Genomic DNA, 15,352 nt, shown 5'->3' on the forward strand with positions numbered 1-15,352 from the left:
GGTGTGCCGGGCGCCGCGCCATCAGCCGGCGCCGACGGGCCCACCGGAGCCGCCTCCGGGTCCGCCGGGTCCTCCGGGTCCGCCGCCGGGTCCGCCGGGCTCGGGGCCGCCGCCCAGGGCCGCCCGGGCCGTTGGCGTGGGACGCCGGGCAGGGGGCCGGCGGTGGGGGGCGCCGCCTGGGCCGTGGCCAGGCGGGCCGAGAGGTCCTGGTGGCGGGCGGCCGCGCGCAGGGCGTCGTCCCGGGTCCAGGACAACTCCCGGGCCACCGCGTCGGCCTGCGCCGGATCGGCCGTCTCCACGAGCTCCGCCGACAGGACGCGTAAGGCCGTCTCCGAGGCGGCCCGCTGCGCGGCGGCCGCCTCGAGCAGGGTCCGCAGCTCCTCCACCCCGCCCGGCAGCCGGTCCCACACCGCGACGGCGGCGGCCCGCAGCCGGGCCGCGTGCCGCGCCTCCCGCTGCGCGAACTCCGCGCCGCGCACGGCCGCCAGATCCCCGAGCAGCGACTCCAGCACGTCCCACGGCGGCATCGCGGCCCCGTCCAGGCAGGCCCGCATCCCCTCCGGGTCCCGGCGCAGGAATTCCCCGTACCAGCCCGTCCCGGGGTCCAGTCTCTGCGTCAATCCCTGCATATATCCAGCGAGTTGACCGATCACCAGCGAGGTCGCCGTCTCCATGCCCGCATTGGATCCCATCCGTGTTACGGGCGGGCTACGGGAATCTCAAGGCTTGACGGCGAGCGTGACGCCGATCGCGGTGTGCGGCCGCTTCCCCAGCCGGACGACCGCGGCCGGGACGTCCACCAACCAGAACTGCCAGGTGTACTTGCGCAGCAAGAGCCGCCGCACCCGGCGCAGCCCCGCCTCGTCCAGCAGCCGGGCCTCCCCCGCCTGCGCCGGCGCCCCCTCCACCAGCCGCCCCCGCGCATCGCAGGGGGCGACGGTGACCCGCCCGTTGTTGCGGATCCGCTTCACCTTCCACGCGTCGCTGCGCGTCCACAGGTACAGCTCAGCGCCCTCCGCCACGGCCCACACCGGCGTGGCCACCGGTGTGCCGTCCTTGCGGAAGGTGGTGAGACTGACGTACCGGGCCTTGCCGAGCTCCTCAAGCGTCATGCCGCCGAGCCTAGTGCTGTGACCTGTGTGGACGAGGGGGCGTACCGGTTCTTCATCGGCGGGCCGAGCGCTACGGCTCCTTGCCCGCCGCGGCCGTCTGCTGACCGGGGTGGCGGAAGACCGCGTCGGCCGGGGTCTTGGCATGGGCTCGGCCCTCGGGGGCGGCGCAGGACGCGAGCAGCAGGCCGCCCGCGAGGAGTGCGCCGAGGATTCCGAGACAGAGTCGCTTCGATGCGTTCTTGTCTGACACGCCTTCACGCTTGCCCCGCGCCCCGCCGCTCCCACCGCTCATTGGGCCGTTCGGCCCGCGGGCCCGCCCGAACGGCAGGCTGGGCGGCCCCTGAGCAGAGCCCTCAGGCCGGCACGAAGGCGCAGCGGCGCATGACGTCGTCCAGCGAGAGCCCGAGGGCCCCGGCGAGGGCGGCGACGGTGAAGAAGGCCGGGGTCGGGGCCCGACCGGTCTCGATCTTGCGCAGGGTTTCGGCGGAGAGCCCGGCGCCGGCCGCGACCTCGACCATGCTGCGGCCGCCGCGGGCCTCGCGGAGCAGGGCGCCGAGCCGCTCGCCGCGCTCGCGCTCTTCGGGGGTCAGGGGGGTGCGGACCATGTCGTCATCCTACCCCGGAACCCCAATAACTATCCCGGTAAAGTTATACCGGTATAGTTATTGGCATGATGGAACTGAAGACGGAACAATCGATCGACGAGATGCGCGCCGCCGGCCGGGTGGTCGCCCGCGCCCTGGCCGCCGTACGGGAGCAGGCGCGGGTCGGGGTGAGCCTGCTGGAACTGGACGGGACGGCCCGCGCGGTGCTGCGCGAGGCCGGGGCGACCTCCCCCTTCCTCGGCTACCGGCCGCGGTTCGCGCCGGTGCCCTTCCCCGCGGTGATCTGCGCCTCGGTCAACGACGCGATCGTGCACGGCATCCCCGACGGCTACCGGCTGCGCGACGGCGACCTGGTCAGCGTCGACTTCGGGGCGGAGCTCGGGGGCTGGGTCGGCGACGCCGCCGTCAGCTTCACGGTCGGCCGGGCCCGCCCGGCCGATCTGCGGCTGATCGAGACCGCCGAGGCCGCCCTCGCGGCCGGTGTCGCCGCGGCCGTGCCCGGCAACCGCATCGGCGACATCGCCCACGCCATCGGTACGGTCTGCCGCGCCGCCGGGTACGGCATCCCGGACGGCTTCGGCGGCCACGGCATCGGCCGCACCATGCACGAGGACCCGGGCGTCCCCAACGAGGGCCCGCCGGGACGCGGCGTGAAGCTGCGCCCCGGCATGGTCCTGGCGATCGAGCCGATGCTGATCGCGGGCGGCACGGACGACTACACCTGCGACGCCGACGGCTGGACCCTGCGCACCACGGATGGCACCCGCGCCGCCCACGCCGAGCACACGGTGGCCATCACCCCCGCGGGCCCCCGCATCCTCACCGCACTCTGAGGGGCGGGACGGTCACGGCGTGCCGTGGGGGTGGACCACCATCGCCGAGCCGCCGCCGCGGCGGGTGGGTTCGGCGGCGGCGAGCCAGCGCCCGTCCGGGAGGCGTTGGACGCCGGTGGCCGCGCCGATCTCCGGGTTCGGGCGGAAGCCCTGGCCCAGGGCCTCCAGTTCGGTGCGCAGCGGGCTGTTCCACAGGCCCGGCTCCAGCTCCGTCGTGGTCTGGTTGCGCTGACTGGCCCGCGGTGCGGCGATGGCGTCGACCAGCGGCAGGCCCCGGTCCAGGTGCCCCAGCAGGGTCTGGAGCACGGTGGTGATGATGGTCGCGCCGCCCGGGGAGCCCACCGCCAGGACCGGACGCCCGTCCTGCAGCACGATGGTCGGGGACATCGACGAGCGCGGCCGCTTGCCGGGGCCGGGCAGGTTCGGGTCCGGGACGCCGGGCGCGGCCGGGGCGAAGGAGAAGTCGGTCAGTTCGTTGTTGAGCAGGAAGCCGCGCCCGGGCACGGTGATCGCGCTGCCGCCGGTGGACTCGATGGTCAGGGTGTACGAGACCACGTTGCCCCAGCGGTCGGCCACCGTCAGGTGCGTGGTGTTCTCGCCTTCGTACGTGGTCGGGGCCACCTGCCCGTTGTCCGCGCACGGCGCCGGATCGCGCGGGTTCCCGGGGGCCAGCGGGCTGGTCAGGGCCCGGGCCGGGTCGATGAGGCAGCCGCGCGTGTCGGCGTACCGCTGCGAGAGCAGCTCCCGGGTCGGGACGGATTCGGCGGCCGGGTCGCCGACCCAGCGGCCGCGGTCGGCGAAGGAGATCCGCGAGGCCTCGATGAAGCGGTGCAGGTACTGCGTCTCGGACAGCTTCGAGAGGTCGGTGCGCTCCAGGATGTTCAGCGCCTCCCCGACGGTGGTGCCGCCGGAGGAGGACGGCGCCATGCTGTACACGTCGAGGCCGCGGTAGCCCACGCGGGTCGGCGCCTGCCGCTTGGTCTCGTACGCGCGCAGGTCCGCGGCGGTCAGGTCGCCGGGCCGCACGATCCGGGTGGCGGCCGGGTTCACCGGGGGTTTGCGGACGGCGCCGACGATCTCACCGGCGATCGGTCCGCGGTAGATCGCGGCGGGGCCCTTGCGGCCGAGCTCGGCGTAAGTGGCGGCCAGATCGGGGTTCTTGAAGGTCGAGCCGACGACCGGCAGGGCGCCGCCCGGCAGGAACAGCTTCGCCGTGGCCGGGAAGTCCTTGAACCGGTCCTCGTTCAGCTCTGTCTGGGCGCGGAAGGTGGTGTCGACGGCGAAGCCGTCACGGGCCAGCTTCTCGGCGGGCTTGAGGAGCGCGCCCAGCGGGCGGGTGCCCCAGGAGTCGAGGGCGCTCTGCCAGGTCGCCGGGGTGCCGGGTACGCCGACGGAACGGCCGCTGGTCTGGCCCTCGGCGAACGGGATGGGGACGCCGTTCTCCTGGAAGAGGGTGGCGGTGGCCGTCGCGGGGGCGGTCTCCCGGCCGTCGATGGTCTGCACGCGGCGGGACTCGGCGTCGTAGTAGACGAAGTAGCCGCCCCCGCCGATCCCGGCGGAGTAGGGCTCGGTGACCCCGAGCGCGGCGGCCGTCGCGACGGCGGCGTCCACCGCGTTGCCGCCCGAGCGCAGGACGGCGACGCCGGCCGCGCTGGCGTCGGCGTCGACACTGGCGACGGCTCCGCCGTAGCCGACGGCGACCGGCACCTTGGCCGGGGCGGCCGCGGCCGGGGGCGGGGCTGCGGCGCCGGTGGAGACGAGCGCCCCGGCGAGGGCGACGAGCGCTAACTGACGTGCGGCGGGACCACGCATCCGGTTCCTCCAGTCGACGGCCGGTCAGGCCTGGGAAGCGCAGCGTAACTTCACCGCACCCCCCGCGTCAGGAAGGCCGCCCGACGGCTACCATCCGCCGCATGGACGACGACGTGCGCAACATCGTGCTCGGGGTGGTGGCGACGGCCATCAGCGGTGGATTCGGGTGGTTCTCGCGGACCTACCTCTGGCGCCGCGCGCTGCGCCGCAAGCAGGCCTTCTTCGGGCTGCCGAACGGCTCGGACTGTCTGTTCGTGGTCAACCGGCAGATGGGCGGGACGGATTCGTCGCTGCACCGCAACGACGCCTTCGCGCTGCTGGAGATATCTTCACTGATCAAGGACTGCGGGGCGAACGTACAGATCGTCACGCACGACGCGGCCCGCCAGGGCTTCGGCGAGCGCGCCGAGTTCTGCGTCGGAGGGCCCGTCTCCAATGCCCGTACGACGGCGCACCTGATGTCCATGCTGCCGGGGGTGCGGGTGGACCTCTCGACCGAGTCCGGTCCGGACCGCGGGTCGATCAACGTCGGCGGGGAGACGTACCGGTGGCAGAAGGGCACGGTCGAGTACGTGCTGCTGGCCCGGCTGACGGCGGGTCCGCGGACCCGTCCGGTGTTCCTGCTGTCGGGGCAGACCGCCAACAGCAATCAGGCCGCGGCGCGTTACCTGGCCCGGCACCACGAACGCCTCGCCCGCACGTACGCGAACGACTCCTTCTGCGTCGTGCTCAAGGTGGTCAACTCCGATGCCTACGGCCCGGATGTGACGGAGCTGGTCGCGGACGTCACGCGGGCGGCCCGGACACCCGTAGCGGCAGACGCGTGATCCCGTTGATGAAGTTCGAGACCAACCGGCGCGGCTCCCCCGCCAGTTCGGGAGCCGGCATGGTGGTGCGCCACTCCTCGTAGAGGGTGCGCAGCTGGAGCCGGGCGAAGTGGGCGCCGAGGCAGACGTGCGGACCGTCGCCGAAGGAGACGTGCGGGTTGGGCGCGCGGCCCGGGTCCAGGCGTCCGGGGTCGGCGAAGACGCGCTCGTCGTGGTTGGCGGAGGCGTGGAAGACCACCACCTTGTCCCCGGCCCGGATCCGCTGCCCGGCCAGTTCGGTGTCGGCGGCGGCCGTGCGTCGGAAGCTGAGCACCGGCGGGTGGACGCGCAGGAGTTCCTCCACGGCCCGCTCCACCGGGACTCGGCCCCCGGCGAGTTGCCGGTACGCGTCGGGGGTGCGGGCCAGCGCGAGCAGGCCGCCGGGCGCGGCGCTGCGTACGGTGTCGTTGCCGGCGACGGTGAGCAGGAAGAAGAACATCTCCAGCTCGGCCGGCTCCAGCGGGGCCAGCGCCAGAGCGGTCATCACGTCCTCGCCGGGACGGGCGCGCTTGTACGCGGCCAGCTCCCGGGCGTACGCGAACATCTCGCCCAGCAGCGCCGGTGAGCGCGGGTTCAGCGGTTTGCCGTCGGGGCCGGCCGGCGGCTCCGGGGCGTCCTCGGGGTCCTGGTAGCCGATGACCCGCACGGTCCAGTCCAGCAGCAGCCCCCGGTCGGTGGCCGGGATGCCCAGCAGGTCGGTGAGGTTCAGCAGCGCGTACTCGTCGGTGACGGCGCGCACCAGGTCGCAGGTCCCGTCCTCGGCTCCGTCGCGGGCGGCGCGCAGCAGCGTACGGGCCCGCTCGCGGATGCGGCCCGCGAAGGCGTCCACGCGCGCCGGGGTGAAGGCGCGGGAGACGAGCCGGCGCAGCCTCCCGTGGTCGGCGCCGGCCCCGCCGGGGTCCTGGTTGAGCATGGTGCGCCGCAGGAACGGCAGGTCGGCGGGGTCGGGGTCGCGGATCTGGGTGGCGCCGAGCCAGGAGGAGTACGCGCGGTGGTCGCGCAGGACCCGTACGACGTCGGCGTGGCGGGTGACGGCCCAGAAGCCGGGGCCCGCGGGCCAGCCCAGGACCTCCGATTCCGCCTGCCAGGCCACCGGGCGGGTGTCGCGCAGCAGACGGTAGCGCGCGTGGGGGATGCCCTCGGCGTAGAGCCGCGGGTCGAAGACGTCGGGGGCATCGCAGACGGCGGGGGCATCGGAGACGTCAGGGGCGTCCGCGGCATGGTCCATGGGGCCACCGTGACGGTGCCCGGCCCCGGCGGCAAGAGCGCCTTCAGCCCTTGAGGTCGCACTGGGCGGGGCCGAGGCTGGTGTCGGTGCCCGTCACGGTGACGGGGCTGGCGGTGCCCGGGACGACGGCGAAGGCCAGGGTGCACACCACTTGGCGGCGGGCCAGCTCGGACAGGCGGCCGACGGCGAAGGGCAGCCTGACCGTCACCCCGTCGGTCGGCGAGTACTCGATCACCAGCGCATCCGGGTTCAGGTCGCCCGGCGAGGGCAGCTCGGTGGTGATTCCCGACTCGCGCGCGGTGCTGCTGGGGCCGACCAGCAGCGCCTTCACGAGCTGGGAGGAGTCCACCCCCGCCAGCAGCGGGTACGGGACCAGCCGCCCGCCGTCCGCGGAGACGAAGTAGAGGACGGGACCGCTGGCGGCGCCCGGTACCTGCACCTGCGCGGCATCGCCGCTGTCGATCACCCCGGTGGACTTGATCCCGCACCCGGCCAGCAGCAGCGCGCCGGCCAGGGCGGCCGCCACGGCGGCGGTCACCGCCTTCTCCCGGGTCATGCGCGGGCCTCCAGCGGCATGTCGACGGTGAAGACCGCTCCCCCGGCGGCCCCCTGGGCCGGGCCGCCCGCGGCGCGCAGGGTGCCGCCGTGCAGGCGTACGTTCTCCAGGGTGATGGCGAGCCCGAGGCCGCTGCCCGCGGAGCGGGTGCGGGCCGCGTCGGCCTTGAAGAAGCGGTCGAAGATGTGCGGCAGCACCTCGGGGGCGATGCCGGGACCGCTGTCGGCGACCTCGACGATCAGCCGCTCGCCCTCCGGGTGCGGTCCGGTCCGTACGGTGATCCGCACCGGGGCGTTGCCGTGCCGCAGGGCGTTGCCGACGAGGTTGGCGAGGACCACGTCGAAGCGGCGCGGGTCGAGCCGGGCGCGGACCCCCCGCGGCAGGTCGGTGACGACGCGGTCGTCGTCCCAGTGCCGGCGTTCCAGGGTCTTGCCCACGGCCTCGGCGATGTCCACGTCGTCGAGGTTCAGTTCGGCGGCGCGGGCGTCGAAGCGGGAGATCTCCATGAGGTCCTCGACGAGTACGGCGAGCTTTCCCGTCTCGGCGCTGATCAGGCGCAGGGCCTTGGCGGTGTCGGGGTCGAGGTCGAGGCACTCGGCGTCCTCGTCGAGCACCTCGGTGACGGCGAGCATCCCGGCGAGCGGGGTGCGCAGTTCGTGGGAGACGTCGGAGGCGAAGCGGCGGGCCCGGGCCTCCGCCTCACGGAGCTCGCTGACCGACTGTTCGAGGGCGCGGGCCGTCTCGTTGAAGGTGCGGGCCAGTCCGGCGAGTTCGTCGGCGCCCTTGACCTCGATACGGGTGTCGAGGCGGCCGCGGCCCAGCCGCTCGGCGGCCCGGCGCATGTCCCGTACCGGCCGCAGCACGCTGCGCGCGGCCAGCAGGGCCGGGATGACGGCGATGGCGAGGCCCGGTACGGCGCCCTGTTGGGCGGCGTCGACCATGGCCTGGACGGTCCGGTTCTCCTCGATCAGCGGCATGCTGGCGAAGAAGACGGCCCCGGTGGGCTCGCTCACCCCCCCGTGGGTGAAGACGGCCGCGACGCCGACGGTGAGGTACGGGGTGCCGCCGTGGTCCTCGACGCGCTGGAAGGCGCCGTGCTGGTTCTTGCGCACCTTCTCGCGGAGGTCGTCGGTGATCACGGTGGAGGTGGGCTGGTTGAAGTTGGAGGAGACCCGCAGGGTGCCGTACTCCGCGAAGACGTTCCACGGGTGCGGTTTGCCGCGCTTGGCGAGGTCGACGACGATGCGCTTCAGCTCCTGCTGGTCCAGGGGCAGGTGGACGGCCTGCTGTTCGACCTGGTCGCGCAGGGTGCTGACGGCGGTGTCCTGGCTCTGCTTGAGGATCGCGGTGCGCGCCTGCTGGTAGGTGAGGGCGGCCGTGGTCACCGCGCTGATCGCGGCGACCAGCAGGAAGGCCGCGATCAGCCGGGTCCGCAGCCCCAGGGGTGTCATGCGTCTCACCGTCCGCCCCCTTACAGCGGACCGAAGCGGTAGCCGAAGCCGCGCACGGTCTGGATGTAGCGCGGGGCGGCGTCGGGCTCCTCGACCTTGTGGCGCAGCCGGCGGACGCAGGCGTCCACGAGCCGGGCGTCGGCGTGGTAGCTGTGCTCCCACACGTACTCCAGGAGCTGCTGGCGGGAGAAGACCTGCTCGGGCGAGGCCGACAGGTGCAGCAGGAGCTTGATCTCGCTGGGGGCGAGGGCGATGCGCTCGCCGTTCTTGGCGACGGTGAGGCCGGCGCGGTCGATGACGAGTTCGCCGTGCGACTCGACCTCGGGGCGGCCGCCCGAGGTGTCGGTGAGGCGGCGCAGCACGGCCTTGATCCGGGCCTCGATGACCTCGGTGCGGGCGGGCTTGACGATGTAGTCGTCGGCGCCGGCCTCCAGGCCGACGACTATGTCGAAGTCGTCGCCGCGCGCGGTCAGCATGATGATCGGGACCTGGCTGGTCTCGCGTATGCGGCGGCAGACCTGGACCCCGTTCATGCCCGGCAGCATCAGGTCGAGCAGGACCAGCTCGGGGTGGAAGCCGCCCATCAGGGCCAGTCCCGCCTCGCCGGTCTCGGCGGCGCTCACCTCGTGGCCGCGGCGGCGCAGGCCCAGACCCACCCCTTCCCGGATGGAAGGGTCGTCCTCGATCAGCAGTACGCGTGGCATCCGCTCAGTATCCCAAGGTGCTTCATGGCTTTCCTCCCGCTTGACGCCGGTCTTCGGCGGGCCCCCGGCCCGCCTTCCGCCGCAGGGAATCCAGCAGATCGGTGATCTCCGTCAGGCGCAGCGGCCCGGCGAGAAGGACGACGACGACGGCGATCACGATGGTTCCCGCCCCGACGGCGGCGAAGTCCCCCCATCCGTCGGCGGCGCGCGCCGCAGCGTACCCGATGGCCGCCGCGGGCACGCAGGCGATCAGCAGCCGGACGTGGGTGCGCAGGGCCGTGGCCCGGCGTTCGATACGGGTCCCGGGGCGCGGGCCGAGCCGCCGGGCGAGGGTGTACGCGGTCACGGCGGCGCCCGCGAACAGCGCGACGGAGTACGCCCCGGCCATGCCGGTGACCGCCCAGCGCGGGGGCAGCAGGACGTACGCGGCGGCCGAGAGCGCGGCGTTGAGGCCGGCGATGACCAGGTTCAGGAAGAAGGGGGTGCGGGTGTCGGACAGCGCGTAGAAGCCGCGGGAGAGCACGTACTGCGCGGAGAAGGCGATCAGGCCGGGCGCGAAGGCGATCAGCATGCCCGCCATGACCTCGATGTCGGCGGCGCCGGTGCGCCCGTACTCGAAGACGCTGCCCATCACCCAGGGGGCGAGGGCGGCGAAGAGTGCGGCGGCGGGGACGACGAGGGCAGCGCTGGAGCGCAGCGCGTACGAGATGTCCCTGCGCAGCGCGCCGGGCTCCCCGTCGGCGGCGGCCGCGCTCATCCTCGGCATCAGGGCGGTGACCAGGGAGACCGTGATGATGCCCTGCGGGACGATCCACAGCTGGTAGGCGTTGCTGTAGGCCGTGTAGCCGGCGCCGCCCGCGATGCCCGCCAGGTCGGCGTGCCGTCCGGTGGCGGTGGAGAGCCGGGTGACGACCCAGTACGCGAACTGGTTGGTGAGCACGAGCATCACCAGCCACCCCGCGTTGCGCAGCGGGCGGCCGAGGCCGCTGCCGCGCCAGTCGAAGCGGGGGCGCCAGCGGAAGCGGGCGGCGCGCAGCGAGGGGATCAGGGCGAGGGCCTGGATGACGATGCCGGCGGTGGTGCCGAGGCCGAGGAGGCGGGCCTCGCCGGCCGTCAGGCCGTCCGCCGCGTCGTGGGAGACGTAGAGGAAGAGCCCGAAGACACCGATGATCACGAAGTTGTTGAGGACCGGGGTCCACATCATGGCGCCGAACCGGCCGCGGGCGTTCAGTACCTGCCCGAGGAGGGTGAACAGGCCGTAGAAGAGGATCTGCGGGAGGCAGTAGCGGGCCAGGGCGACGGTCGTGCTCGCCTGGGTCCCGGTGTAGGGCGTGTACGCGGCGACGATCAGCGGCGCGGCCAGCACGGCGACGGCGGTCAGCACGACGAGCGCCACGGTGCAGGCGGTCAGCAGCCGGTCGGTGTAGGCGGCCCCGCCGTCCTTGTGCTCTCGGGCGGCCTTGACCAGCTCGGGCACGAAGACGGCGTTGAGCGCGCCGCCGATGAGCAGCATGTACAGGATGTTCGGGACGGTGTTGGCGACGGCGTAGCTGTCACCGAGCAGTCCGGTGCCCAGCGCCGCGACGACGACGGCGGAGCGGACGAAGCCGGTGGCGCGGGAGACGATCGAGCCGGCCGCCATGAGCGCACCGCTGCGCAGCACCGAGGTCTTTTCCGGTGCTGCGCCTGGTGCTGCGCCCTGGGCGGCCGACGGGCCCGGCGTACCTGCCTCGGCCGGTCTGGGGTCGGTCGTGGTCACCGGCGGGCCAGGTACGCCTGGAATGCCTTGTAGAGCGCCGTGTTGGTGTATCCGTCCATCGGGGTCTCCCACTCGCCGAGCGTTTCGACTACCTGTCCGCCGGTGCCGAGCTTCCAGCGCAGCAGCCCGAAAGAACGTTCGTCGGGGTCGAGGGTGGAGGGTACCCCGCGCATGTCGTATTCGTCGGCGCCGAGTGCGTGGGCGTCGCACATCATCCGCCACTGCAGGGCGTTGCTGGGGCGGACGTCACGGCGGTGGTCGGCGGAGGCGCCGGTCTGGTACCAGACCCGCCTCCCGGCCACGATCATGGTGTGGGCGGCGAGGATCTCGCCCTGGTGCACGCCGAGGTAGAGCCGCATCCGGCCGGGCTCCTCGGCGTTGAGGGCCTCGTACTGCTTCTGGTAGTACAACAGCGAGCGGCCGAGCCGGAAGCCGTCGCGCTCCTCGGTGATGCGCAGCAGCCGGTAGAACTCGGGCAGGTCGGCGGCGGTGCCGACGACCGTCTCGACGCCTGCCTTTGTGGCCTTGCGCACATTGCGCCGCCACTCCTGGTTGAGGCCGGACCACACGTCGTCGAGGGAGCGGTCGGCCAGTGGTACGCGGAAGACGTGGCGGGGCTGGGCGTCGCCGTCGTCCTCACCGCCGCAGCGCTTCCAACCGCGGGTGCGCAGCCGGTCGGCGAGGGCGGCGCCCACGGGGTCGACCTCGGTGGCCAGTACGTCGGACAGCTGGCGGCCCGGGCCGGTACCCGCCTTGACGGCGGCCGCGTCCCAGCGCCGGTAGGCGGGGGTGGGGCCGATGCGCACGGCGAAGGCCCCGGCGGACTTCAGGTGGCGCATGAGCGGGGTCAGCCACTGGTCGATGTGCGGGTCGGCCCAGTCGACCACGGGCCCTTCGGGAAGGTAGGCGAAGTATTTGCGGGTGCCCGGGAATTGGCGGTAGAGAACGAGCGCGCCCCCGGCTATTTCACCGTCCGGGTAGTGCCATCCGACTCTTTCGGAGCGCCAAAGGTCCTTTACCCGGGCCCAGGACGGGTACTGGAGGAAACTCGCCCGCCCGTGCCGCGAAAGGAAAGCCTGGTATTCCGCTACGGACAGGGAACGCACCTTCAGCTCCTGATCCTGGTGCTGGTGCTGGGGGGCGGGGGTCACGAGCAGTGCGCACACGCTGATCGGCCTTCCTGTACGTCCGGCAGGGGGATGCACAGGACTCTCACAGCCGTCCATGACCGATGTGCGCGGCGATTGTGACCGGACGATGACCGTTTCGCTGCGGTCCATGTCACAACCGAAAGGCCGATCTTTTCCTCGGATTGCGCAACCTAGAGTCGTACCATCCGCATCTTCATGTGCGAACGATCATTAATTGGAGGGGTTTTCGTTGAGCCGCACACGCCGTACCGCCCTGCCGCGCCGTCGGAGCCGTCATGTCCTCGTGGCGGGCACCGCACTTCTGGCCGCCGCTCTGACCGCCTGCGGCGGCGGCGATTCGGGCACCGCGGCGGGCGATGCCAAGTCGGAGCCGAAGAAGAAGTCCGACATGGCGATATCCGTGAACCTCACGGGTGATCAGGTCAAGGCCGGCGAGCCGGTGAAGGTGTCGATCGCCGACGGCAAGCTGGCGCTGGTGAAGGTGACGGACGCCAAGGGCGGGGAGCTGGCGGGCCAGATATCCCCCGACGGCAAGACCTGGACCTCGCAGCGCAACGCCTCTCCGGGCACCGATTACAAGGTCGAGGCGCAGAACACCGACAGCCAGAGCGCGGCCGCCCAGTTCAAGACCGGCGCCGCCGACAAGGTGAACAAGGTCTCGATCAACCTGCCCAAGGGCAGCACGGTGGGTGTCGGCATGCCGGTCTCGCTCGTCTTCGACAACCCGGTGAAGAACAAGGCCGAGGTCGAGAAGCAGCTGAAGGTGACCACCTCGAACAACACCGAGGGCTCCTGGGGCTGGTTCAAGGACTACTCGGGCAAGGACCGGGTGGACTGGCGGCCGAAGGAGTACTGGAAGTCGGGCACCGACGTGAAGGTCGACATGAACCTCAACGGTGTGGACTCGGGCCAGGGCGGCGGGCTGTTCGCCCGTGACTACAGCACCGAGTTCAAGATCGGCAAGGATCGCCGGATGGAGGTCAGCCTCGACGCGAAGAAGCTGTCGGTCAGCGAGGACGGCCAGGTGGTCAAGACGATCCCCATTTCCGCGGGTACGCCGGGCGGCCAGAAGGCTTCCTGGTCCGGGAAGATGGTGCTGATGTCGAAGGAGGGCACCATCCGGATGGATTCCCAGACGGTGGGCCTGGGCGACTCCTACGACAAGATGGTGGACTACTCGATGCGCCTGACCTGGTCGGGCATGTACGTGCACGCCGCGCCGTGGAACGCCGGCAACTTCGGCCGCGCCAACTCCAGTTCCGGCTGCGTGGGGATGAGCGACGCCAACGCCGCGGACTTCTACGCGCAGGTGCAGGTCGGGGACCCGTTCGAGGTGGTCGGCGGCGGCTCGAAGGGCAACGCGCCGATCGGCAACGGCTACGGCGAGTGGAACAAGTCCTGGGACGAGTGGAAGCAGTTGAGCGCGCTGGCCGGCGGCGGCTCCGGCGCCCAGAACGGCTGACCGCGCGACCGGACGGGGCGGCCGCGACCGACCGGCACCGGTCGGCACCGGTCGGCACCGACCGAGACCGACCGGGACTGACTATCGTTCAATCGTTACCAGTGCGTAACTTACCCATGGGTTACTTCCAGTAACCCCCTCCCGTTACCGTCGGGTCACTTTGACGACCGGCCCACGCGAGGAGCGATTGATGGTAGTCCGCACCACCACCGCAGCAGCCGTGGCAGCCCTGCTCGCGGCAGCCGCCCTGGGCCTGGCCCCCCACCAGGCCCAGGCGGCGCCCACGGCAGTCACCACCGCAGCGGCGACCACACCGGCCGAGCTCCGCTTCCACGACATCCCCGGCTCCGGCGGCATCACCCTCAAGGGCAACGTCTTCACCCCGGCCGGCGCCGAGCCCGGCCGCAAGTACCCGCTGATCGTGCTCCCCACCAGCTGGGGCATGCCGCAGATCGAATACATCGTCCAGGCCAAGAAGCTCGCCGACTCCGGCTACGTCGTGGTCAGTTACACCTCCCGCGGCTTCTGGCTCTCCGGCGGCGAGATCGAGACCGCCGGCCCCAAGGACATCGCCGACGTCTCCGCCGTGATCGACTGGGCCCTCGCCACCACCCCCGCCGACCCGGACCGCATCGGCCTGGGCGGGGTCTCGTACGGCGCCGGGATCAGCCTGCTGGCCTCCGCGCACGACGCCCGCATCAAGGCCGTGGTCGCGCTCAGCGGCTGGGCCGACCTCATCGAGTCCATCTACTCCGGCCGCACCCAGCACCTCCAGGCCGCCGGGATGCTCGGCGCCGCCGGCTTCCTCACGGGCCGGCCCGGCCCCGAACTCCAGCAGATCCTCGGCGACTTCCTCGGCTCGAAGCTGGACCGGGAACAGCAGATGATCGACTGGGGCAAGAAGCGCTCGGCCGCCGAGCAGGTGGACCGGATCAACGCCAACGGCGCCGCGATCATGCTCGGCAACGCATGGGGCGACACCATCTTCCCGCCCAACCAGTACGCGAAGTTCTTCGAGAAGCTGACCGGACCCAAACGCCTGGAGCTGCGCCCCGGCGACCACGCCACCGCCGAGGGCACCGGTCTGCTCGGCCTGCCCAACGACACCTGGACCAACGCCCACCGCTGGTTCGACCGCTACCTCAAGGGCGAGCGCAACGGCGTGGACGCCGAGGCCCCGGTGCAGATCAAGTCCCGCAGCAACGACGGGTACGAGGGCTACGCCGACTGGAAGGCGGTCGGCTCCGGCGGCGCCGAAAGACTCGCGCTCGCCGACAGCGAGCACCTCTTCGCCAATGTCGACTCCGGCGCCGACGGCGGGATCATCTTCCTGTCCAGCGTCCTCGACCAGTTCGCCCAGGCGCCCCCGGTCGCCTCCATCCCCCTCCTCCCCCGCGCCTTCGCCGCCGTCTGGCAGTCGCAGCGCCACGACGAGGAGCGCCGGGTGCGCGGCACGGTGAAGCTGCACACCACGCTCACGCCCACCAAGCCGGACGGCACCTTCGTCGCGTACCTCTACGACGTCGGCCCGCTCGGCATCGGCAAACTGATCACGAACGCCCCGTACACCTTCCACGACAAGGCGCCCGGCCAGTCCTTCGGGGTGGACCTGGAACTCTTCTCCACCGCCTACGACGTGCCCGCGGGGCACCGGCTCGCCCTGGTCGTCGACACCGTCGACCCGCTCTACATCGAGCACAACCCGACCGGCGCGCAGCTGACCTTCTCCTCGCCGCGCACCGATCCCAGCTACGTCTCGGTGCCGCTGCGCGAGCAGTGATCCACGGCTGCTGCCGGTCGCAGCATTAGTGCG

The 15,352-nt window shown here is 72.3% G+C and carries 14 protein-coding genes and 1 pseudogene; 4 read left to right on the top strand and 11 right to left on the bottom strand.

Features of this window, described 5'->3' with window-relative positions:
- The 4 genes and pseudogenes from ACFWBF_RS31230 to ACFWBF_RS31245 all read right to left on the bottom strand — a co-directional run.
- Nucleotides 1-674 (bottom strand): annotated as a pseudogene (locus ACFWBF_RS31230) (hypothetical protein); the annotation flags it as partial.
- Nucleotides 675-719: 45 nt separating this feature from the next.
- Nucleotides 720-1,112: a PPOX class F420-dependent oxidoreductase gene (locus ACFWBF_RS31235; protein ID WP_385607795.1), complete on the bottom strand. Its 393-nt coding sequence runs from the start codon at nt 1,110-1,112 to the stop codon at nt 720-722.
- Between the two features lie 70 nt (nt 1,113-1,182).
- Nucleotides 1,183-1,362, bottom strand: coding sequence for a hypothetical protein (locus tag ACFWBF_RS31240; RefSeq protein ID WP_385607797.1), 180 nt, complete (start codon nt 1,360-1,362; stop codon nt 1,183-1,185).
- Nucleotides 1,363-1,465: 103 nt separating this feature from the next.
- Nucleotides 1,466-1,717: a helix-turn-helix domain-containing protein gene (locus tag ACFWBF_RS31245; protein ID WP_385607798.1), complete on the bottom strand. Its 252-nt coding sequence runs from the start codon at nt 1,715-1,717 to the stop codon at nt 1,466-1,468.
- A 65-nt stretch (nt 1,718-1,782) separates the two neighbouring features.
- Here ACFWBF_RS31245 and map point away from each other — a divergent pair, with 65 nt between their 5' ends.
- Nucleotides 1,783-2,550: a type I methionyl aminopeptidase gene (gene map / locus ACFWBF_RS31250; protein ID WP_385607800.1), complete on the top strand. Its 768-nt coding sequence runs from the start codon at nt 1,783-1,785 to the stop codon at nt 2,548-2,550.
- A gap of 12 nt (nt 2,551-2,562) precedes the next feature.
- On the opposite strand, the gene ggt is transcribed toward map, so the two are convergent.
- Entirely contained in the window at nt 2,563-4,362 is a 1,800-nt protein-coding gene (gene ggt / locus ACFWBF_RS31255; RefSeq protein ID WP_385607802.1) for a gamma-glutamyltransferase, read from the bottom strand.
- 101 nt (nt 4,363-4,463) lie between these two features.
- Between ggt and ACFWBF_RS31260 the strand changes: the two genes are divergently transcribed.
- Entirely contained in the window at nt 4,464-5,189 is a 726-nt protein-coding gene (locus ACFWBF_RS31260; RefSeq protein WP_385607804.1) for a hypothetical protein, read from the top strand.
- Here the strand turns inward: ACFWBF_RS31260 and ACFWBF_RS31265 are convergent.
- From ACFWBF_RS31265 to ACFWBF_RS31290, 6 genes are all read right to left on the bottom strand, one after another.
- Nucleotides 5,149-6,456: a cytochrome P450 gene (locus ACFWBF_RS31265; RefSeq protein WP_385607806.1), complete on the bottom strand. Its 1,308-nt coding sequence runs from the start codon at nt 6,454-6,456 to the stop codon at nt 5,149-5,151. The genes ACFWBF_RS31260 and ACFWBF_RS31265 overlap by 41 nt on opposite strands.
- 43 nt (nt 6,457-6,499) lie before the next feature.
- A complete protein-coding gene (locus ACFWBF_RS31270) occupies nt 6,500-7,012 on the bottom strand; it encodes a hypothetical protein (protein ID WP_385607808.1) in 513 nt (170 codons plus the stop codon).
- Nucleotides 7,009-8,463, bottom strand: a complete 1,455-nt coding sequence (locus ACFWBF_RS31275) for an ATP-binding protein (RefSeq protein WP_385607810.1) — start codon at nt 8,461-8,463, stop codon at nt 7,009-7,011. Before ACFWBF_RS31275 ends, ACFWBF_RS31270 begins: the two co-directional genes overlap by 4 nt.
- A gap of 20 nt (nt 8,464-8,483) precedes the next feature.
- Nucleotides 8,484-9,167 carry a response regulator gene (locus tag ACFWBF_RS31280; protein WP_385607812.1) on the bottom strand — a complete coding sequence of 228 codons (684 nt, stop codon included), beginning with the start codon at nt 9,165-9,167 and terminating at the stop codon, nt 8,484-8,486.
- Nucleotides 9,168-9,189: 22 nt separating this feature from the next.
- On the bottom strand, nt 9,190-10,830 hold the full coding sequence (gene murJ / locus ACFWBF_RS31285) for a murein biosynthesis integral membrane protein MurJ (protein WP_385607814.1): 1,641 nt from the start codon (nt 10,828-10,830) through the stop codon (nt 9,190-9,192).
- Between the two features lie 92 nt (nt 10,831-10,922).
- A complete protein-coding gene (locus tag ACFWBF_RS31290) occupies nt 10,923-12,092 on the bottom strand; it encodes a lipid II:glycine glycyltransferase FemX (protein ID WP_385607816.1) in 1,170 nt (389 codons plus the stop codon).
- Between the two features lie 214 nt (nt 12,093-12,306).
- Here ACFWBF_RS31290 and ACFWBF_RS31295 point away from each other — a divergent pair, with 214 nt between their 5' ends.
- Complete coding sequence (locus ACFWBF_RS31295; protein WP_385607817.1) at nt 12,307-13,539, top strand: Ig-like domain-containing protein; 1,233 nt, start codon at nt 12,307-12,309, stop codon at nt 13,537-13,539.
- A gap of 190 nt (nt 13,540-13,729) precedes the next feature.
- Nucleotides 13,730-15,319, top strand: a complete 1,590-nt coding sequence (locus ACFWBF_RS31300) for a CocE/NonD family hydrolase (protein ID WP_385607819.1) — start codon at nt 13,730-13,732, stop codon at nt 15,317-15,319.
- The last annotated feature ends 33 nt before the right edge of the window (nt 15,320-15,352 follow it).

The organism is Streptomyces sp. NPDC060028, assembly GCF_042736725.1.
Taxonomy (GTDB): Bacteria; Actinomycetota; Actinomycetes; order Streptomycetales; family Streptomycetaceae; genus Streptomyces.